General features: G+C 57.1%; 21 protein-coding genes. 3 read left to right on the forward strand and 18 right to left on the reverse strand.

The window, feature by feature from the left end; translation table 11 throughout:
- The first annotated feature begins 56 nt into the window (after nucleotides 1-56).
- The 3 genes from ACOCD2_RS02825 to ACOCD2_RS02835 all read left to right on the forward strand — a co-directional run bounded on the left by ACOCD2_RS02825 (nucleotide 57) and on the right by ACOCD2_RS02835 (nucleotide 1,463).
- Complete coding sequence (locus ACOCD2_RS02825) at nucleotides 57-572, forward strand: SirB2 family protein (RefSeq protein WP_293644587.1); 516 nt, start codon at nucleotides 57-59, stop codon at nucleotides 570-572.
- A gap of 94 nt (nucleotides 573-666) precedes the next feature.
- The gene (locus ACOCD2_RS02830; RefSeq protein WP_293644589.1) at nucleotides 667-1,092 is read left to right on the forward strand and encodes a DUF6524 family protein; all 426 of its coding nucleotides are present in this window, start codon (nucleotides 667-669) and stop codon (nucleotides 1,090-1,092) included.
- A gap of 35 nt (nucleotides 1,093-1,127) precedes the next feature.
- Nucleotides 1,128-1,463, forward strand: a complete 336-nt coding sequence (locus ACOCD2_RS02835; RefSeq protein ID WP_293644591.1) for a YegP family protein — start codon at nucleotides 1,128-1,130, stop codon at nucleotides 1,461-1,463.
- A 33-nt stretch (nucleotides 1,464-1,496) separates the two neighbouring features.
- Here the strand turns inward: ACOCD2_RS02835 and ACOCD2_RS02840 are convergent, their stop codons facing one another.
- The 18 genes from ACOCD2_RS02840 to ACOCD2_RS02925 all read right to left on the reverse strand — a co-directional run.
- Nucleotides 1,497-2,123, reverse strand: a complete 627-nt coding sequence (locus tag ACOCD2_RS02840) for an arginine N-succinyltransferase (RefSeq protein WP_293644593.1) — start codon at nucleotides 2,121-2,123, stop codon at nucleotides 1,497-1,499.
- An 82-nt stretch (nucleotides 2,124-2,205) separates the two neighbouring features.
- Nucleotides 2,206-3,966 carry a signal peptide peptidase SppA gene (sppA, locus tag ACOCD2_RS02845; protein WP_293644595.1) on the reverse strand — a complete coding sequence of 587 codons (1,761 nt, stop codon included), beginning with the start codon at nucleotides 3,964-3,966 and terminating at the stop codon, nucleotides 2,206-2,208.
- A gap of 175 nt (nucleotides 3,967-4,141) precedes the next feature.
- Entirely contained in the window at nucleotides 4,142-5,014 is an 873-nt protein-coding gene (locus tag ACOCD2_RS02850; protein WP_293644597.1) for a 1,4-dihydroxy-2-naphthoate polyprenyltransferase, read from the reverse strand.
- 2 nt (nucleotides 5,015-5,016) lie between these two features.
- A complete protein-coding gene (menB, locus tag ACOCD2_RS02855) occupies nucleotides 5,017-5,838 on the reverse strand; it encodes a 1,4-dihydroxy-2-naphthoyl-CoA synthase (protein ID WP_293644599.1) in 822 nt (273 codons plus the stop codon).
- 33 nt (nucleotides 5,839-5,871) lie between these two features.
- A complete protein-coding gene (menD, locus tag ACOCD2_RS02860) occupies nucleotides 5,872-7,551 on the reverse strand; it encodes a 2-succinyl-5-enolpyruvyl-6-hydroxy-3-cyclohexene-1-carboxylic-acid synthase (protein WP_293644601.1) in 1,680 nt (559 codons plus the stop codon).
- Nucleotides 7,551-8,930, reverse strand: coding sequence for an isochorismate synthase (locus ACOCD2_RS02865; protein ID WP_293644603.1), 1,380 nt, complete (start codon nucleotides 8,928-8,930; stop codon nucleotides 7,551-7,553). Before ACOCD2_RS02865 ends, menD begins: the two co-directional genes overlap by 1 nt.
- A 3-nt stretch (nucleotides 8,931-8,933) precedes the next feature.
- Nucleotides 8,934-9,401 (reverse strand): hypothetical protein, encoded by a 468-nt coding sequence (locus ACOCD2_RS02870; protein WP_293644605.1) that lies wholly within the window; start codon nucleotides 9,399-9,401, stop codon nucleotides 8,934-8,936.
- Between the two features lie 9 nt (nucleotides 9,402-9,410).
- Nucleotides 9,411-10,238 carry an ABC transporter permease gene (locus tag ACOCD2_RS02875; protein WP_293644607.1) on the reverse strand — a complete coding sequence of 276 codons (828 nt, stop codon included), beginning with the start codon at nucleotides 10,236-10,238 and terminating at the stop codon, nucleotides 9,411-9,413.
- A gap of 6 nt (nucleotides 10,239-10,244) precedes the next feature.
- Nucleotides 10,245-10,724, reverse strand: coding sequence for a nitrous oxide reductase accessory protein NosL (locus ACOCD2_RS02880; RefSeq protein WP_293652360.1), 480 nt, complete (start codon nucleotides 10,722-10,724; stop codon nucleotides 10,245-10,247).
- On the reverse strand, nucleotides 10,724-11,587 hold the full coding sequence (locus tag ACOCD2_RS02885) for an ABC transporter ATP-binding protein (protein WP_305800375.1): 864 nt from the start codon (nucleotides 11,585-11,587) through the stop codon (nucleotides 10,724-10,726). Before ACOCD2_RS02885 ends, ACOCD2_RS02880 begins: the two co-directional genes overlap by 1 nt.
- A 68-nt stretch (nucleotides 11,588-11,655) precedes the next feature.
- Nucleotides 11,656-12,627, reverse strand: a complete 972-nt coding sequence (locus tag ACOCD2_RS02890) for a NapH/MauN family ferredoxin-type protein (protein WP_293644611.1) — start codon at nucleotides 12,625-12,627, stop codon at nucleotides 11,656-11,658.
- Entirely contained in the window at nucleotides 12,624-13,472 is an 849-nt protein-coding gene (locus ACOCD2_RS02895; RefSeq protein WP_293644613.1) for a 4Fe-4S binding protein, read from the reverse strand. Before ACOCD2_RS02895 ends, ACOCD2_RS02890 begins: the two co-directional genes overlap by 4 nt.
- A 1-nt stretch (nucleotide 13,473) precedes the next feature.
- Nucleotides 13,474-14,799: a nitrous oxide reductase family maturation protein NosD gene (gene nosD, locus ACOCD2_RS02900; protein WP_293644615.1), complete on the reverse strand. Its 1,326-nt coding sequence runs from the start codon at nucleotides 14,797-14,799 to the stop codon at nucleotides 13,474-13,476.
- Between the two features lie 5 nt (nucleotides 14,800-14,804).
- On the reverse strand, nucleotides 14,805-16,052 hold the full coding sequence (locus ACOCD2_RS02905; protein WP_293644617.1) for a hypothetical protein: 1,248 nt from the start codon (nucleotides 16,050-16,052) through the stop codon (nucleotides 14,805-14,807).
- Nucleotides 16,053-16,279: 227 nt separating this feature from the next.
- Nucleotides 16,280-16,999, reverse strand: a complete 720-nt coding sequence (locus tag ACOCD2_RS02910; protein WP_293644619.1) for a c-type cytochrome — start codon at nucleotides 16,997-16,999, stop codon at nucleotides 16,280-16,282.
- Nucleotides 17,000-17,178: 179 nt separating this feature from the next.
- Complete coding sequence (locus ACOCD2_RS02915; RefSeq protein ID WP_293644621.1) at nucleotides 17,179-17,340, reverse strand: c-type cytochrome; 162 nt, start codon at nucleotides 17,338-17,340, stop codon at nucleotides 17,179-17,181.
- A gap of 30 nt (nucleotides 17,341-17,370) precedes the next feature.
- Nucleotides 17,371-18,018, reverse strand: coding sequence for a NapC/NirT family cytochrome c (locus ACOCD2_RS02920; RefSeq protein ID WP_293644623.1), 648 nt, complete (start codon nucleotides 18,016-18,018; stop codon nucleotides 17,371-17,373).
- Nucleotides 18,015-18,125 (reverse strand): transposase domain-containing protein (locus tag ACOCD2_RS02925; RefSeq protein ID WP_368857392.1); only part of this gene is annotated, 111 nt, incomplete at its 5' end. The genes ACOCD2_RS02925 and ACOCD2_RS02920, both read right to left, overlap by 4 nt.

Genomic DNA, 18,125 nt, shown 5'->3' on the forward strand with positions numbered 1-18,125 from the left:
GTTGCTGCTCCGTACTTGGCTCCCATATGACTGGACGCCGCGTTCGGAGGCCTACTTTGTTTTCCCTCTGGCGCAAGGCACGCCGGGAAAACAGTGCGGCCTCGCGGCTACTGGGGTCTATCAGCCTTCGCTTCGCTCTCCATGGCTGGCAGCGTAAGCGGCGCTTCGCCCAAATGATCGACCACAGTCTGGTCAAGCTGATTCACGTCAGCTGCGTGGCGCTGTCTCTTGTCGGATTCACCCTGCGGGCCATCCTCATGCTGAAAGGCTCCCCGCTGCTCAAAGCACGCTGGGTGCGCACCATCCCTCACCTGGTCGACAGCACCCTGTTCTTCAGCGGCCTGTGGCTTGCCTTCAACCTGCAGCAGTATCCCGGCACCACACCCTGGCTGACCGCCAAGCTGCTGGCCTTGATCACTTACATCGTTTTCGGCGCCCTCGCCCTGCGCGGCAGAACCTGGCAGCGACGCTATGTATCGCTACTCGCCGCCTACCTTTGCTTCGCCTACATGGTCAGCGTTGCCCTGACCAGAAGCCCCATGCCCTGGAACCTGCCGGGCATGACAGGCTGAAGCGGAAACAGCGCAGGCAATCTGCTGTTGAATGGAAAAAAAACCACAGTTCTCCTATACTCCCTGATAACTGAAATTCAGGGAGCCGTTTTTCATGGCCGTAACAGCCTTTCACTGGACCAATTTCCTCATCCGACTCGTCGTGGCATTCGTTCTGGTATTCGCCACCTACAACCCTTCCGGTCACTCCTGGGTTCACTGGTTCATTGAAAGTACCAACAAGCTCGATCCCCTGATTATCCTTTCGGCAGTCATCCTCTTTATAGGCTGGGCCATCTACCTGCGGGCAACGGCACGTTCCCTGGGGCTGTTTGGTTCACTGCTGGTGGTTGCTCTGTTCGGCAGCCTGATCTGGGCGATGATCTTTTACGGCTGGCTGTCACTGGACAACCCGTCGGTACTGGGCTATGTCGCCCTGGCGCTGCTGTCCCTGCTGCTCGCCGTGGGCATATCCTGGTCACATATCCGGCGGCGTATCACCGGCCAGATCGATGTCGATGACGTTGAAACAGATATCTGAACCTTTTTCACGACCACACCAGAAAGGAGGCCATCATGGCAGGCAAGTTCGTAACTTCAGTTGGAAAAGACGGTAAGCATTATTTCGTTCTCAAGGCAGGCAATGGTGAAACCATTCTGCAAAGCCAGGGCTATGCTGCAGAAAAAAGCTGCGCCAACGGCATCGAATCCGTACGCAAGAACAGCCAGGACCCCAAGAGATTCGAAAAGAAAGTCGCCACCAACGGCAAGTTTTTCTTTACGCTCAACGCCACCAACGGACAGGTCATCGGCAAGAGCCAGATGTACAAGACCGAGAAAGGACGGAACAACGGCATCGATTCGGTAGGCAGGAACGCCCCGGACGCCAAGGTGGTCGAAGCAAAAGACTGAGCAGTTCAGCCCCCTTTTTTCAGGGGGCTGTTTCTATTCTTTGAGAGAGATCTTCAGGCGGCCGTCTTCGACCTGAATGTCTTTCACGCCTTCGGCAAATGCAGCCCAGAAACCGCCTGCATCACCAAACTCGCCGATCAGATCCACGTTCTTCAGCCCACCCAGCCAGGCATTGGGCACGGGAATGCCCATTACGCTCACACCACGCAGCCTGATCACAGGACGCTTGTCATGGAAAGCTGCTTCGACACCGGCAGATACGCGCAAGGTCTTACCCCCCAGAATGGGAAAGTCAGGGTCCACATGCACCAGCAGGCGGGCGCTCACCATGTCGTCTGACAGATCCACCGCCAGTTTCTTTGCCAGGTCCCTGTTGTTCGCCAGCAGGCCATTGAGTTCCCGTTCGGTAAAGAACAACTCACGTTTGCCCTTGGTATCATCATAGCGCTCCGGGCGCAGCCACTCGCTGTCCGTTTCCGGCTTGTCGGCCGAGGGCGCTGCGGGAGCGGGCTTGTATCCCAGCAGCTTCAGCTTGCTGTTGAGCTGCTGCTGCTCCTTTCTGCTCAGTTCAACCTGCTTGAAGTCATGGGCATAGTGTAGGTCCTGACCGCCCAGAAGGTAACGGCTGCGGTGATCAGGATCGTACCCAGGACGATCCACAGGACATGGATGCCTTTCAGGCCGCCTGGCTTTTTCTCTTCTTCCGGGGGTGTATCCACCACTTCCATAGCTGTTCTTCCCTTCAGTGTATGATCAGATCATAGGGCATGCGGGCATAAATGCCTTTCGCATCGGTAAGGGACAGCAGATACTGCACCTGCTTCCAGGTCGTATCCACCAGCGGATTCTGCCGCAGCTGTACTTCCATGCCCATTTCCTTCATCAGTTCTTCCAGCAGAGTGCCTTCCTTCTGGTATTCCTCGACCGCGTAGCTATCCAGGTTGGCCCTTTTCGCCGCAGAAGCCATGGCATCTTCCAGTCCCCCGAGCTTGTCCACCAGCCCCAGCTCCAGCGCCCGTTTACCGGACCAGACACGCCCCTGCGCAATTTCATGCACTGCGGCCCTGTCCAGTTTGCGGCCTTCGGCCACCTTGTCGAGAAACTCGGCATAGATATGGTCGATGAATTTCTGGATGATTGCCATCTCCTGCGGGGTCTTGGGCCGGAACAGGCTGAACACGTCAGCCGCTGGCGCCGTGCGCGCCACTTCCACTTTCACGCCGAGCTCATTGACAAGCTTCTGCACGTTCAGGAACAGGCCGAACACGCCGATGGATCCGGTAATGGTATTCGGCTCCGCATAGATCTCATCACCATAGGCCGAAATCCAGTAGCCGCCTGACGCCGCCACTGCTCCCATGGAAATGACCAGCGGCTTTTTCTTGGCGAGCAGGATGGTCTCGCGCTGGATGATGTCCGAGGCACTGGCACTGCCGCCAGGACTGTTGACGCGCAACACAACGGCCTTCACGTCGTCATCCGTTCTTGCCTTGCGCAGCAGGGAAGCGATGTAATCGCCGCTCACCTGATCCTTGTCACTGCCGGAAATGATATCGCCTTCCGCATAGATCACGGCCAGCTTGTCCTTTGCCTTATCGTCTTTTGTCAGGGTGGCGAAGTAGTCGGATACCGATTTCTGGTTCTCGATGGCTTTACCTGCCTCCGTGCCCGTCAGCGCTTCCAGTTTTTCACGCACCACATCGTAATAACCCACGGCCGTGACGAGCCCACGCTTCAGTGCCTGATCCGCCTCGACGACCGCTTCCTTCTGCGCGAGCTCATGCAGACTGCTGACAGGCAGGTTGCGGCTCTTGGCCACAGCGGCGACCACTTCATCGAAAAGATCGTTCAACAGCGTGTCCAGTTGCTCCCGGTTTTCCTCACTCATGTGATCGAGAAGAAAAGGCTCCACAGCCGACTTGTATTTCCCGACACGGGAAACCTGTACGTCGATGCCGTATTTTTCAAAGGCGCTGCGGAAATACGGCACCTCACTGGCAAAACCGTTGAACTCCAGCAGGCCCAGGGGATTGAGCACCAGCCTGTCTGCTGTCGACACCACGTACAGCGTCGCCTCATCCAGGCCTTCCTGCCAGGTGATCACCGGCTTGCCGGAAGCCTTGAACGCTTCGATGGCCTTCCTGACTTCCTTCAGCGCTGCCCAGCCGGAGGCATAACCGTCACGAACCACATTGCCCTTGATATACAGTCCGCTGATCCTGTCATCCTTGGCCGCCTTGCGCAGCGCCGTCACCACGGCGCGCAGAGATTGTCTGTCGGATTTTCTGTCCTGCAGGGCGCCGCGGATGACGGATGCAAACTTCTGCCGGGGCTGCCGGTCCACGATGGGCACGCCCAGGTTGAGGGTCAGCAGGGTCTTGTCTTCTATGGGCTGGGGCGTTTCCTTGGCGGTCAGCATCACGCCGATCAGCACTGCAAGCAACAGCAGCACCAGGATCATGCCGGTAAAAGAGGCAAATACAGTTTTCAGAAAGCTTTTCATAACACAGGACAGTCCTTTTCAGTCGTCAAGATAGCTATTTGAGCGCGATTGAGTGTGTAACGCAAGTCTGCTCAGGAGGGTGTCGCAAAAGGCGACAGCTTTTGGGCGGAATCGGAAAATCGCACTTTTCCGATTCCGAGTCGTAAAAGCCCGGGGAAGAGCTTTTACGACATCCTCAGAGGAACAGCGCGGCACTGAAGACGAGGGAAAACAGCAGCTGAAAGCGTGCGGTGCCGGCCAGCAGCTGATTGAGCACCGTCCCCACAGGCAAGGTAAACATCTGCAGAATCAGGTAGATAACGACAACAACAAGCATCAGGGGCCACCAGGAGACGACACCCGTTGCCCATAGCAGCCACAACAGCAGGAAAGGGGCCAGGAGCAGCAGGGCGTACTCCCACTGGCTGGCACGGGGCGGCAACAGCACTGCCAGCGTCCTGCGGCCGGCCACGGCATCGGTCTGCATGTCCCGGTAGTTGTTCACCACTAGCACCGCTGCAGCAATGAATCCCAGCATGCTTCCGGACAGCAGTGCAGGCATGGAAATCTGATCGGTTTGCAGATAATAGCTGCCGACTGTCGCTCCCAGACCGAAAAACACAAACACGAACAATTCACCCAGGGGCGAGGCAGAGATGGGCCGGGGACCGCCGGAATAGGCAGCCCCAGCAACGAGAGAAACCAGCCCCAGCAGCAGAATGGGCCAACCGCCCACCATCACCAGGTAGATGCCGAGCGCGAATGCACAGCCAAAGGCCATTGCAGCGCCCCGCTGCACGCTGGCGGGAGTCAACCATCCCTGTGCCGTGGCCCGCGGCGGTCCCAGTCTGTCGTCGGTATCAGTGCCCTTCAGGGTGTCAACGGCATCATTGTGCAGATTGGTTCCGATCTGGATACAGATGGCAGCCAGTAACGCGGCAAGGGCCGGCAGGACATGCAGCTCCCCCTGTTCCGACCAGGCCAGGCAGGAACCCAGCAGCACAGGGCTGACAGAAAGACCCAGGGTCTTGGGACGGACAGCCGACAGCCAGACCGAGAAACCGGACATATTCAGGGACGACGGGGAAACTTGCTGAAATCCGGCTCGCGTTTTTCCAGGAAGGCATCCCGCCCCTCCTGCCCTTCCCCGGACATGTAGAACAGCGCCGTGGCGTTGCCCGCCAGTTCCTGTATGCCTGCCAGGCCGTCGGTATCGGCATTGAAGCCGGCCTTGATCACGCGCAGCGCAGTAGGCGAGTGCCTGAGTATCTGCCGGCACCAGCGCAGGGTTTCTTCTTCGAGCTCCGCCAGGGGTACCACGGCGTTCACCAGCCCCATCTCCAGGGCTTCGGCGGCATCATACTGGCGGCACAGCAGCCAGATCTCCTTGGCTTTCTTCAGACCCACGGTGCGCGCCATCAGGCCCGCTCCCAGGCCGGCATCGAAAGATCCCACCCTGGGGCCGGTCTGGCCAAAACGGGCGTTATCCGCGGCAATGGTCAGGTCACAGACCAGGTGCAGCACATGACCACCGCCAATGGCATAACCCGCCACCATGGCGATCACGGGCTTGGGCAGCCGGCGGATCTGCATCTGCAGGTCCAGCACATTCAGATGCTGAACGCCTTCCTCGTCTCTGTAACCGCCTTCACTGCCACGCACTTTCTGGTCACCGCCGGAGCAAAAAGCCTTGTCGCCCTCGCCGGTCAGGACAATGACACCGATGTCCGGTGCATGATGGGCATGATGAAAGGCTTCGATCAGCTCCCTTACCGTCCGGGGACGGAATGCATTGCGCACCTGGGGGCGATCGATAGTGATCTTGGCCACACCATCCAGGTGCTCGTAGCGTATGTCTTCGAATCGTTGTTCCAGCAGTCGGGTCCAGGTCATGGGAAAACTCCGTTCACGGCAACAGGGGGCAAATCAGTTCAGCCAATGGGCAATGACAGCTTCGTGCAGTTCGCGGGTCTGTGCGCTGTCGATGACGATCTCTATGAGCTGCAGCCCCTGGCCACGGAGGGCTGCGGCAAACGCCTCGTCGAAGGCCTGGACATCGGTCACCTGAAAATGATCGACGCCGAAGGCGCTGGCGATATGCCCATGGTCCAGGGGAACCGGCGTGCGCCAGCAGGCTTCGTATTCAGGCAATGCCTGTTGAGGCAGGAAATCAAATATACCACCCCCCTGGTTGTTGAACAGCAACAGTATCATATCCTGATCGCGGGCAAGAGCCAGGGCATTCAGGTCGTGAAAAAAAGCCAGATCACCCAGGATTCCCAGCACCTTTGCCCCGCCCATACAGGCGCGTGCAATACCCGCCATAGTGGACAGATTGCCATCGATCCCACTGGCACCCCGGTTCCCGTGCACGGTGATGCTCTTGTCCAGTTTCCCCGAGTAGGCATCCAGGAACCGTACCGCCAGGGAGTTGCCGCTGAACAACAGGCTTCGGTCCGGCAGCGCTTCCAGAGCATGTCTCAGAATGCTGGCTTCCAGCGGCAGGGGCTGTTTCTGCAACTGCAGCGCCACCTGCCGGTCCGCTTCCTGCCATGCTTCCAGCCATGCAGGTGCCAGCGGATCGAGACCGGCAGACAGCAATTGCCCGCACAGGCTTGCAGTGGAAGCCTGCAGTGTTTCCACCGTCATGCTCTGCCTGTCCATGGTCCGTCCGGAGGCATCCACCCACCAGTGGCGTGCTGCTGTCTGTTCATCGAGAAAATTTTGCAGCGTGGCGGATACGGGTGTGGCGCCGAAATGCAGTACCCATTCGACGGCAAGCTGCGCTCTGCGGGATACCGAACGCAGGAAAAGATCATACTGGCCGATCACGGATGCTTCGGATCCATAACGCAGGCTGGACAGGGGATCTGCCAATACCGGAACCCCGAGCGCTGCACCGAGTGCGGGTAGTGCCCCGCTGTGCGCATCCAGCCCGCAGACGATGATGCCTTTCCTCCCGTCAAGGGATTCGATCAATGTCTGCAGCTCGCCTTCCTGCAATGACAGGCGGGGAGGCAGACAGGGCGCCACTGGCACCGTGGGCAGGGTTGGGGGTATTTGCTCAGGAACCAGGGGTTCGCGCAGGGGCAGGTTTACATGCACGGGTCCGCCACAGGGCCGGGAAGCTTCCCTGACCAGTTCCCTGCCCAGGGCCTGCAGGCGTCGCAGGGCAGTTTCAGAAGCCTCTGGCGGGCTCAGCTGGTGGAATGCCCGCACCTGTTCACCGAAGAGCCTGACCTGGTCAATGGTCTGGTTCGCCTGGCACTGCTGCAGTTCCCAGGGGCGGTCTGCAGAGAGCAGTATCAGCGGCAGTTGCCGGCTGTTGGCCTCCACTACGGCAGGCAGCCAGTTGGCTACCGCCGTCCCCGAGGTGCAGACCAGCGCCACAGGATCACCCGTTTCCACAGCCATGCCCAGCGCAAAGAATGCCGCGCTGCGTTCATCCACCGCCACCTGATGATGCAGTTGCGGAAGCAACAGGGTTGCCAGGGTCAGGGGCGTATTGCGGGAACCGGGAGAAATCACGACCTGCTCCAAACCCGCGCTGACCAGGCCCTGCAACAGGGACGCGCACCAGTCCAGATTGATCCTGCCCTGATCCATCAGCCCAGGAGTGCGTTCAGCATGGGCTCGAGCTTGAGGCCGGTCTCCCTCAGCTCCTGTCCGGGATCCGATACCCGGGTAATGCCCGCACCCGCATAGAGCTGCGCCGTTTTTTCCTGGATCAGAGCACAGCGCAGGATCACGGACAGGCTGGCATTCTGGTGATCACCCAGCCAGCCGAAAGCACCGGTGTACCAGCCTCTCGGGTAGCACTCGTGCTCGCGAATCCAGGTCAGGGCTGCCTGGCGGGGCAAGCCTCCCACCGCCGGCGTCGGGTGCAGCTCATCCAGCACCTGCAGAGGCCGCACACCGGACCGGGGTACAGCGCGTACGGGCGTATACAGATGTGATAGTGACCGCAGTGCGAGAGGCCTGGCGGACTGCTCCGTTCTGATATCGGTACACAGCGGTTGCAGCGCATCCCGGATCGCCTGTACCACCGGCGCATGTTCATGGCGCTCCATCCGGGCATCAGGCCAGCGCTGATGTGCTGGATAGGTACCCGCCAGGGCATCGCAGTGCAGATGCTCGGCGCTCATGTCGAAGAGCTTCTCCGGGGTAGCCGCCAGTAAAATACCGCGGCCGAAGCTGACAGACAACTGGGTGCAGCCGGGATAGTGCTGCGCAAGGTAGGGAAGCATCTGGCGGTGAGAAATTTCATCCGCGAACTTCAGCTGCAGCCGGCGGGTCAGCACCACCTTGTCGAATTGCCTGTTTTCCATGGCTGAAACGGCCTCTGATACACCGTCCTGCCAGCTGGCAGCCGTGGGCAGTTCTTTCTTGAGAAAGACCCGGGAAGCTCCCGTTTCAGAAACAGAAGCATCTGCGTACAACACCGAGCGCAGACGGGCTAACCAGTCTCTGATGATGATTTCAGGGGAAACAGCACGGTCACGGTAGCAATTGAAGGTCAGCACACAACGGCCTTTCTTCCATTCGAACAGCAGTTGTGGCAGATACAGTCCCGCGTTATCGAATCCCTGCCAGTCTTCCTGCGGCTGAAAATCCGGATCGAAGGCAAAGCCGATGAAAACTCTGGCCCCGGCGCGTCCCCGCCCCTGGCTGATGCGCGTCCAGTTGCCCTGCATCTGCCGGTAGGCCGCATCCAGTTGCTGAAAACGCTGCTCTCCCTGTGCCGTTATGGAATGCGCCATGCCCAGACCCAGCAGGCGGTGTTGACTGTCCGGCTGATGCAGGTACAGCCACCGGGAGACATGGGCGGGGGGTGCGACAGACTCTGCCACCGGCACTTCGAAGGAAACGGACAGCGGCCCCGTCTGCCCTGTGGACAGTGCCGGCATCGCCAGCTGGCGAAGTTCCCGGCGCAGACGCCCCAGCCACACGGGTACAGGTTGCAGCTTGTTCGCCTTGCCTGCCACGGATCACTTTACGGTTTCAAAACGCCAGGGAATGATGAAACTCCCCCGGTCGGTACGCAGAATGACTTTCGCTTCCCAGTCCATGCGCTGACGGATACAGACGGGCAGCAGTCCCTCTCCCTCGAAGCGGCCGTTGGCCACGTTGTTCAGCAGCGGCCGGTTGTATCCCATGTTCATGGTCACGCCGGAGAAGTCCACTTCCACCCTGTCGGCAGCCACACCCTTTACCTCGACACGCAGCTTCAGGGGTTTGGTGAGGAGAATGCTGCGGGGCTCGATGGCGAATATCACTTCGCCACCGCCCGGGAGCGCTCGTCTACAGGGACCCTCGTGCAGATCACAACTGTCCAGGGAAAGCATCCGGGCAGGCGGTGGTTCGAAATAGTCACGAAAATACCAGGCAACAGCGCCCAACACGGCAGCCGCAACCAGTATGGCGACAGGAATGATCCAGGATTTGCGTTCAGGCATGAGCGAACCCTATGGCAGATCGCCCTTGCGGAACAGGCGATAACCCAGCCACGCGGTCAGGGTGCCCAGCACGAAAGGATATACCAGCGCCCATACCAGATAGCCGGTTTCACCAAAATTATCGAGAATCACATAGGCGGAAGGCCCCAGCAGCACCAGCTGTGGGTCGAACAGCAGCATGGCGCCGGTACGGAATACCTGCAGGGGATTGGCCAGGGCGATGGCGATGATGGTCTCCGGCGGCAGTCCCTGCTTGATCAGGGACCCCAGCAGAATCAGATCCAGGAACAGCAGCAGAAACAGCCAGATGAGAAAGGCCGAGCCTGTGGCCACATCGGATGAACGCGCCATGGTGGACACCAGCATGCCGATACCCAGAAAACACCAGGCCAGTGAAATCAGAAAGCCGGTGTAAAACAGCACCTGGGTCCAGGGAATTTCCACACCCTTGAACATACCCCAAGCGACAGCGGCGAACATGGCCAGCACTACGGGCAGGAAGACGACGAAGAAACGCCCCAGCAGCTTGCCCCAGAACCAGCTCGCCAGGCTTACGGGCAGGGACAGCATGTATTCGAAGATACCCGCCTCCCGGTCGCCGGCCACGGAACGCACGGTGGTAATGAGCACGAACAGGGGCAATACCGCCATGGTGATCTGCAGATAAGTCACCAGCATGCGCGACAGGCCGGTGAAGCCCATGATGCGTGATTCAGTAAGGCCAGAGGCGAACAGTGCCACTACCACGCCGCCGAACACCAGGGAATAGACCAAGAACCAGCGCGAACGCAGAGATTCACTGATATCTGCCATGGCAGTCAGAAGAAGATGTTTCATGATGGCTTATTCTCCGGCTGCGGGATGCTGATGTTCATCACCACGGTGGGCATGGGTCTGTTCTTCCACTTCATAGATATGTTTTTTCGCCTGGGCGAAGTCCAGGGCACCGGGCTCCTTTTCCGGCGTAGCCCCCAGGCCGTAACCCATGGGTGTGATCTTGCCCTTCACATACCAGGCCTTGCGCGCATCTATCCAGTCACCGTTGCGATAGTCCGTGACCCAGACTTCGGTTTTCGGGTTATCCTTCCAGGGCTTTTCGTCCAGCCAGATCACGGCACAACCGATGTCATCGAACTTGTACAGTTTACCTTTCTGGCCTGCAGGACCACCCCGCACCTGGGCCGCGTAGTTGTGATCACTGACCGCCATGGCGCAGCGGGCACAAACCTCTCTGTCCCATCGTATCTTGCCGGGGCCGGTATCCGGCTCGCCGGAACAGGCTGCCAGCAGTGCCAGGCTCGCGAAAATCAACAGTGCCCGCATCAGTCCGTCGCCTCATCCAGGTGAATGGCCTTGAGGATGGCGGCATAGCGGGACAGCATGCCAAGGAAGCGCAGCCTGTCCGGGCCGGCCACCCGGCCTTCCCAGATAATGCCTTCCCGCACATCGGTAAAGCGCCACTCTTCGATCGTGCGGGCAAATGCCTCGCTGGCCCGTGTCAGCACCAGACGGCAGCTGAGCATGCTCGTCATGTCCACATCATCGGCCACGTGGTCGTTCAGCACAATCTGACCCTGATCCATTTCCACCACCCGATTCACCAGTGAAGCCACCTCGTCCAGGCGGTGACTGGAGATGATCATGGCGGCCTTGTCGCGCTTCTCTTCCAGCAGCTGAAAGAAGATATGCCGGGCTTCGGGATCCAGGTTGGCGGCAGGTTCGTCGAGCACCAGCAGTTCACAATCCCTGCCCAGGGCAATACTGATGAGCAGTTTCTGCTTCTGGCCGCCGGAGAGCTTGTTAAAAGGCTGGTGGCGCATCTTGTGGACATCCAGGCCCAGCTTTTCCGCCACTTCGATCATCTTCCTTGGGTCGCTGTCACAGACACCTGCGGCAAACCGGATCAACTGTCCCACTGGCATTTTCAGGGGAGGTGATATCTGTGGAACAAAACCCACATGCTTGAGCACCTCGGTGCGGTGCTTGCGTGGCTCCAGACCATCGACGACGACCTTGCCACCACACTGGTACTCCCCCAGGAGGCAGCGGATCATGGTGGTCTTGCCGGCGCCGTTGGACCCCACCAGGGCCACCCGGTCACCGCGATCGATGTTCAGGTCTATGCCCTTGAGCACCTCGACGCGGCGAAACCGCTTGGTCACTTTCTGGAACTCAATCATTGCCATCTGTAAAACCCGCCTGATTCAGGAGTCAACGAGAGGCGGGAGGATAACACAGGCCGGACAGTTTGCCGTCATGAACTCAAGCCCTTGTACTTGAAGGTCAGGGCGCCTGTCGGGCAGGCATCCACGCAGCGCAGACAGCGGGTGCAATCAGCGCCGATATCCACTTCCAGGGCCTTTGCCTTGCCTTTCAGCACGGTATCCAGCACATGAGGCACCAGGCATACCTTGCGGCATTCACCTTCGTGGAAACAGTTGGGCAGCTTGTAGTGTACGGTAAACGGCGAGGTCGCTCCCACGATGCCATAGGTCAGACCAATAGGACAGGCATAGCGGCACCACGCGCGCCGGGAAAAGAAGATTTCGAACAGCAACAGCAATGACACCCAGATCAGGGCCACGCCCGGTCCGTAGATGAGCGCGCGACTCAGGATACCCGTAGGCGAAATGGTTTCATACACCGTGTAACCGGTCACGACGGCCAGGATCACGAACACCAGCCACAGCCAGGTGCGGGAACGGCGGTCGAACTGGATATCCTTCGCCCAGCCCTTGTCTATCAGTTTGAGGTGCAGCATCTCGGCCCATTCGGCCACCAGATGATAGGGACAGACCCAGGAACAGAAGGTGCGTCCTCCCAGCAGCCACCAGAGTATGAACACCGTAACAGTACCGATAACCAGGTTGATGACCACATGCTTGAAGGCCAGCATCACCTGCAGGGCGGAATTCAGATCAGCCATGTGGAAACCGGCAAAACGCGATGCGGTGAGCGCCCCCTCCAGTAACTGAATATCCAGGTGGTAGGACACCACGAACAGCAGGTTTACCGCTATCAGCACGGCCCATCGCTTGAGCCTGCGCTTCTCGGTGGGTGGATTGGCGTGTTTTTCTGCCAGTTCGATATGGATCTTTTCGATACGTTCCTTATCGGCGAACTTGTGTGCATGCAGTTCACGCACTTCTTCCGGCAGGTCTTTCTTGGCGACGCGTTTGGGTGTACCACCCAGCAATACGCGGATTGATTCGAAGACAGTACTCATAGCGTTCTCATCCCCTCGCTGTTGGCACGGCTCTCGCTGCTGTCCATGACAATAACGGCCGGTTCTACCGGACATACCATTTCACATACCCCGCAACCCACGCAGCCATCCAGAATCACCGGCGTCATTACACCGTTGATATTCTGCAACTCGATGGCATGTTTGGGGGCACACTCGTTCTTTTGCCGCACGGCCACCAGATCGACCTTGCCTTCCTTCTGCTGGGCATCTTCGGCTGCGCATTTGGCAATATTGATTTCAATGGGGCATTGACGCACGCAAAGATCGCAGAGTTCCAGGTCGTAGGGGTGATCGCCCAGCTTTATGGGGTTCCAGCGGTCGATTTCCGCATAACGCAATTTGCCATCGAAATCCGCACCCCGGGCCAGACCTTTGAAGCCCTGCCCGTTCACTGCCAGGCACTGCTTCAGGTTCACTGTTCTGGCCACCCCCATGTCCACTTCCGACTCGAAAGAGATTTCATGGATCAGGGCGCCTGTGGGACAGGCCAGTACGCACTGCAGGCCATCGCAGGAAAAATCACAGGCCTGGTCCCTGGGATCGATATGAGGGACACCCACGCCCAGCCCGTCTGTCAGATCCGCCAGTTTGATGGCTTCTACGGGACAGACCTGCACACACTGCCCGCACTTGATGCAGGCAGCAAGAAATTTTTCTTCTTTCAATGCGCCAGGCGGTCGCAAGCGCTGCACCCATTTGCCCAGTACAGGCACCATGCCCATCAGGGCGATACCGCCTACACCCACGGTCAGCGCGATAGAGCGCAGAAACTGTCGGCGCTCCCGCTGTTTGGGGGTGAGTCTTTTTTGCGGTTTCTTGCTCATGTCAGTTCTCCAGGCTTTTCCGCAGTTGATCCAGGGCGTTGCTCAGATCGGCAGGATCCTGTTCCACAGCCGGTTTGGCTTCCTGTTTCTCTGGTGATGCCGGACGCTCATTCTGCGCCAGCAGTCTCAAATAGGGCTTGTCATCGCGAACCAGCAGACGGGGTTCCGAAAAGGGTGCCAGGCGTTCCAGAAAATCCAGCACTTCCAGCAGAGGTGAACCCTTGAAGAACTGCGCATAAGGCTCATTCTGCCAAAGACGGTCCGCATAGGCATAGAGTTCATAGGGACTGTCACCGATACCGTCATCGTTCTGGTCGAAGCCTTCGTAGTCGCTCCAGTAGTTGCCTTCCCAGTGGTTACGGTTGGCGCTGCCACCACCTGTCACCACGATCTGGGTCAGGTTATCCACGAAACGGTTGTCCTTGAAGATATTGCTGTGCCAGTCATTGAGAAAACGGATGCCGATGCCATTGTAGGCAATCAGATTGTCCGTGAAACGGTTGGTGGTGTCCGGCTGAAAAGGCGACACATCGATATACAGGCCACTGGCGCAGTACAGTATCTGGTTGCCCTCGATAGTCAGATCAGAAGTTTCCTTGAAACCGATACCAATGCCTGTAGGCCCGGCAGCATGGGCGATGTGATTGTTTCTGACCACAACACTGTCGCTGTACATGAGGAAGATACCCACCGCATTGTTCACGTAGTCGTTGTTCTCCACGAGATTGTAACGGGAATACATGAAATGCAGGGAATAGCGGCCGTTGCGGGTGTGGTTGCCAGAAATGGTATTGTTCGCCGAATACCAGACCACCATGTCACGCACGTTTTCCGTGACATTGTCCAGCACCTTGTTGTCGAAGCTGTACCACAAACGCACCGAATCGCCCTTCTGCCCCAAGGGAAAATCTTCCTTGGAACTGATGTGGTTGCGCTTGACGATATTGTTGCTGGACTGCTGCAGATCCACGCCAAACAGAACATTGTCCATGACATTGTCCTTGATGACGTTGAAGTTGCCCCGCACCTGCACACCGGAATCAAGGTCGTTGGTCGACTCGCCGGAATTGGTCAGGTGCAGGTTCTTAATGGTCACGCCATCGCTTTTGATGACGATGACCGAACCCTTACCCCCTGCATCAACTGTCGCCTTGTTCTGGCCATCGATGGTGATGGGCCTGATGATGAGCGCTCGCCCGGCATAAGTACCGGGCTCCAGTACCAGCGCCTCACCTTCCGGGGTCTTGTCTATCAGTTCCTGCAGAGAAGGATAACCAGCGGCAGCTACCGCCGGTAAAAACAGGAACAGCAGAGCCCACGGGCGCAAAGGAATCACTGTTGCCGGGCGTTCTTGATCCGCAGCAGAACAGCAATTGCCAGCAGGGCAGCCATGAGCATCATCAAACCAAATCCAGTATCAGGATAGGAATGGGTCGTGAACTGCGCCACCTTGCCCTGACCAAATACCGTCGGCATGAAGGGTTTGACCGTAAACGCGCCCATGGCATTCAGATTGTGGCCGTACCACCACAGCCAGGCGGAATACTCAATGAGGAAGAACACGGGTAGCGCCATGGGTACAGCTATCAGCAGCCAGTACAGAATACCTTTACTTTTACGCGCACCCCATACAAGCAGGATCATGGCGGCAATAATTCCCCAGAACACTACATTGGACGCGGTTGTCATGGTCTTGACCAGAGGGCGGATTTCTTCCGGATTGTTGAAATAACGCCCCAGGCTTTTCGCATAGTGCCAGCGCATGACCTGGGCATTACTGCCGGTCCATTCTTCACGTTCGTTCACTGGCTTTTTCTTCTGGTCGATAAGAAAAGAAGTCTTCAGCAAGGCAATATTGTCAGTCTTGGCATCACCGGTCGCGCCATTGTTTTCTGATTTTTCGAGTTTGACACCGAGGCCTTCACCACTGATCAGAGCCCCAGCCAGACCGGCCAGTTTTTTGGTCATCTCGTCGGTACTATCCTTCTGCTTTTCAACGGACACTACGCCTTCCGGGATAGCCTCTTTCATTCGATTGATCAATTCATCGTTGCGGTTGCGATCACCACCCCGCTCTGTATCCTGATCCATGGAAGTCACCAGCGCTTCGATATAGCCGGCACTCTGATACTTCAGTCCTCCCTCACCATACCAGGTCATGTACATCCAGATGGCAATGGCACCAAAACCCACCGCCATGAGCGGCACACGAATCTTGGGCTTGGTGCAGGCGAAACCCAACAGCATGACGCCCAGGAAACTTATCAGGAAGGGTGAAAAGGGACGTTCGACGACACCGCCAGCAGCAATCGGGTACATGCCGACATAGTGATTGATGGTATCCATTTCATGCACGCAATCCAGCGCTTCGCTTTCCTCGATTTCCTTCTTTTCCACTTTTTTACAGCCATTGAACACGCCGTTCATGTGGAATTCGATACGCACCCCGTCCGGAAAGGCCTCTTCGGGGTAGTTGGGAGCGGTCAGCGACACCCACCAGGCAGGCGCATAGTAGATCGCCCCCATGAGAACCAGACTGACCAGAATCAGCAAGTTGGAAATGATTACGCGCTTCGACATGATATTACTTACCTGTTGGGTTGAAAAACGGGTCTGACAAAGTTATGCAAATTTGTCACAAACGGCCATGATTTCTCGCAATTACAGCCACATATAAATCAGGGTTTCGTTATGCCTCAAACAGAAAAAAGCGACGAATCGCTTTTTTCTGTTTGAGGGTTCCAGGAGCAGAACCCCCCGTGATATTCCACACTGGCCCAGGCGAATGCCCGGGCCAGCGCGCTACATCAATCGTAATCCGGATTGACGTAATCTTTTGAAGGCGCCAGATCTTCCTTGGGTACAGGAATGCGGGAAACGTAATTGATAACGTGCTTCATGTCATCATCACTGAACTCCTTGATCTGCTTAACCATATCCGGGTTGGCGTTACGGCGTTTGCCATCACGGATCCACTCAAACTGGCGCACCATGTACTTGTAGTGCTGCCCCTGAATTTTTGGGTAGAATTTTTCCGGTTTGCCCTCACCGTGTTCGCCGTGGCATTTTACGCAATTGTCCTTGAACAGTTTTTTGCCGTTTTCAAAATCGGGAGTTCCTTCTTCCCATTCCCCTTTGCCGTTATCGGGATTCATTTTCAAGCCGGCAATGTAGTGGGTTACGTCAGCCATGGCCTGGGGGCCACCAATGGATTCAGGCTTGGCGAAAGGATACATGGTGGGGTTATCGCGGTTACCTTCACGAATATCCGCCAGCTGTTTGACCAGAACGGTCTGATGCTGACCGGCAATCTGAGGGAAAGTGCCGTCCTTCGTACCCCAGCCCTCGGTCAGATGACAGGCCGCACAGACTTCAAAGATCTCGATACCGTTTTCATGATCCGGCTTAAGATGCAGCGCTTCATCGCGCTCTCCACCCTTGGACATCCACTGGTTTGAAAAGGCGGTACCACTGATCAGCATGGTAGCAGCGAAACCCAGCACTGATGCCGTCAAACGTTTGTTCATATCTTCTCTCCGAAAAATAAGATTGTCGGGCAGTTACCGCGGCAAGTTTCCGCTCGGCCCGTATTAAAAAACCATGAAATATTAACATTCCAACCATACTACGCACTTGAGGAAAATCAAGTGCAAAGTATTAACCCTTTTGAAAGCAAACAGATACATTTGCTGTGGTTTTTCCGCAATCAGTCATCCTGCCGGGACAGCCAGGCTAGAATATCCGCAATCTCAGTTTCGCTAAACTGCTGAAATATCTGCTGATCTCTGGGATCATCATGCACACGTTTGCCCTTGCGAAACTTGTCGATCTGCCTCAGCAAATATTTGCTGTGTTGCCCCGTGAGCATGGGAATGGAATGGTCAGAACCCGGTTACCCTCACCCTTCTTGCCATGACAGGTAGCACACTCCTTGCGGTACAGTCGCCCCCCCCGCATCCGGATTTCCGGGATAATAGGGAATATTGAGAGTGCGCTTGCTTTCCTCGAGACGCCCCAGAGCATCGAACCCTTCCTGTTGGGTAGCCGCTTCTTCCACCACTTCGATATGTGTCGGCAGATCGATACCCGCCAGGTACGCGGTGATGGTCCTGACATCCTCTTTGGGCAGTTCGCGGTCGTTTGCAAAGGGAATCATGGGAATATTGATGCGCTTTCGGGCCTTGAAAGCCTCGAGCTGTTTCGCCAGATAAGCAGGATTCATACCGGCAAGACGGGGATATTCGCCATCCGGTGTTCCCTGTCCATAGATGCCGTGGCAGGCAGCACATATTTCCATGATATCTTCCGCGTCTTCCGGATTGTATTTTGGTTTTTCCGCCTGCGTCGTATAAGTCTTTGGCAAGTGGTGAGCGATGCCCTTGTGGCAATCGATGCAGGTCTTGCCTTGCTCCATGGCATCCTTGTGGATACGCGCAGCGAAAGGCGCCTGACCTTTCAGATCCATGACAGAAAAATTGTGACAGTTGCGGCATTCCCTTGAATCCGTCTCCTTCATCACCTTCCACAGTAAACGCCAAAGAATCAACCCTTTTGCATCTTGTTGAGGGAGGTGTTCCAGGGTAGCAAGGCTTCGACGTCCTCAACCATCTTGGCGTTCCCAATATGCTGTAGCACATGGTTGAGATAGGCAAA

The sequence above is a fragment of the Thiolapillus sp. genome, assembly GCF_048562965.1.
Taxonomy (GTDB): Bacteria; Pseudomonadota; Gammaproteobacteria; order Chromatiales; family Chromatiaceae; genus Thiolapillus; species Thiolapillus brandeum_A.

What these genes read in the sequence shown, in the direction of transcription:
- ACOCD2_RS02835 (WP_293644591.1), top strand. Translation starts at nt 1,128, where the DNA reads ATGGCAGGCAAGTTCGTAACTTCAGTTGGAAAAGACGGTAAGCATTAT.
- ACOCD2_RS02850 (WP_293644597.1), bottom strand. Translation starts at nt 5,014, where the DNA reads ATGTCCGGTTTCTCGGTCTGGCTGTCGGCTGTCCGTCCCAAGACCCTG.
- ACOCD2_RS02890 (WP_293644611.1), bottom strand. Translation starts at nt 12,627, where the DNA reads ATGAGTACTGTCTTCGAATCAATCCGCGTATTGCTGGGTGGTACACCC.
- ACOCD2_RS02830 (WP_293644589.1), top strand. Translation starts at nt 667, where the DNA reads ATGGCCGTAACAGCCTTTCACTGGACCAATTTCCTCATCCGACTCGTC.
- ACOCD2_RS02905 (WP_293644617.1), bottom strand. Translation starts at nt 16,052, where the DNA reads ATGTCGAAGCGCGTAATCATTTCCAACTTGCTGATTCTGGTCAGTCTG.
- ACOCD2_RS02870 (WP_293644605.1), bottom strand. Translation starts at nt 9,401, where the DNA reads ATGCCTGAACGCAAATCCTGGATCATTCCTGTCGCCATACTGGTTGCG.
- menB (WP_293644599.1), bottom strand. Translation starts at nt 5,838, where the DNA reads ATGACCTGGACCCGACTGCTGGAACAACGATTCGAAGACATACGCTAC.
- ACOCD2_RS02885 (WP_305800375.1), bottom strand. Translation starts at nt 11,587, where the DNA reads ATGGCAATGATTGAGTTCCAGAAAGTGACCAAGCGGTTTCGCCGCGTC.
- sppA (WP_293644595.1), bottom strand. Translation starts at nt 3,966, where the DNA reads ATGAAAAGCTTTCTGAAAACTGTATTTGCCTCTTTTACCGGCATGATC.
- ACOCD2_RS02895 (WP_293644613.1), bottom strand. Translation starts at nt 13,472, where the DNA reads ATGAGCAAGAAACCGCAAAAAAGACTCACCCCCAAACAGCGGGAGCGC.
- ACOCD2_RS02910 (WP_293644619.1), bottom strand. Translation starts at nt 16,999, where the DNA reads ATGAACAAACGTTTGACGGCATCAGTGCTGGGTTTCGCTGCTACCATG.
- ACOCD2_RS02875 (WP_293644607.1), bottom strand. Translation starts at nt 10,238, where the DNA reads ATGAAACATCTTCTTCTGACTGCCATGGCAGATATCAGTGAATCTCTG.
- ACOCD2_RS02915 (WP_293644621.1), bottom strand. Translation starts at nt 17,340, where the DNA reads ATGCTCACGGGGCAACACAGCAAATATTTGCTGAGGCAGATCGACAAG.
- ACOCD2_RS02880 (WP_293652360.1), bottom strand. Translation starts at nt 10,724, where the DNA reads ATGCGGGCACTGTTGATTTTCGCGAGCCTGGCACTGCTGGCAGCCTGT.
- menD (WP_293644601.1), bottom strand. Translation starts at nt 7,551, where the DNA reads ATGGATCAGGGCAGGATCAATCTGGACTGGTGCGCGTCCCTGTTGCAG.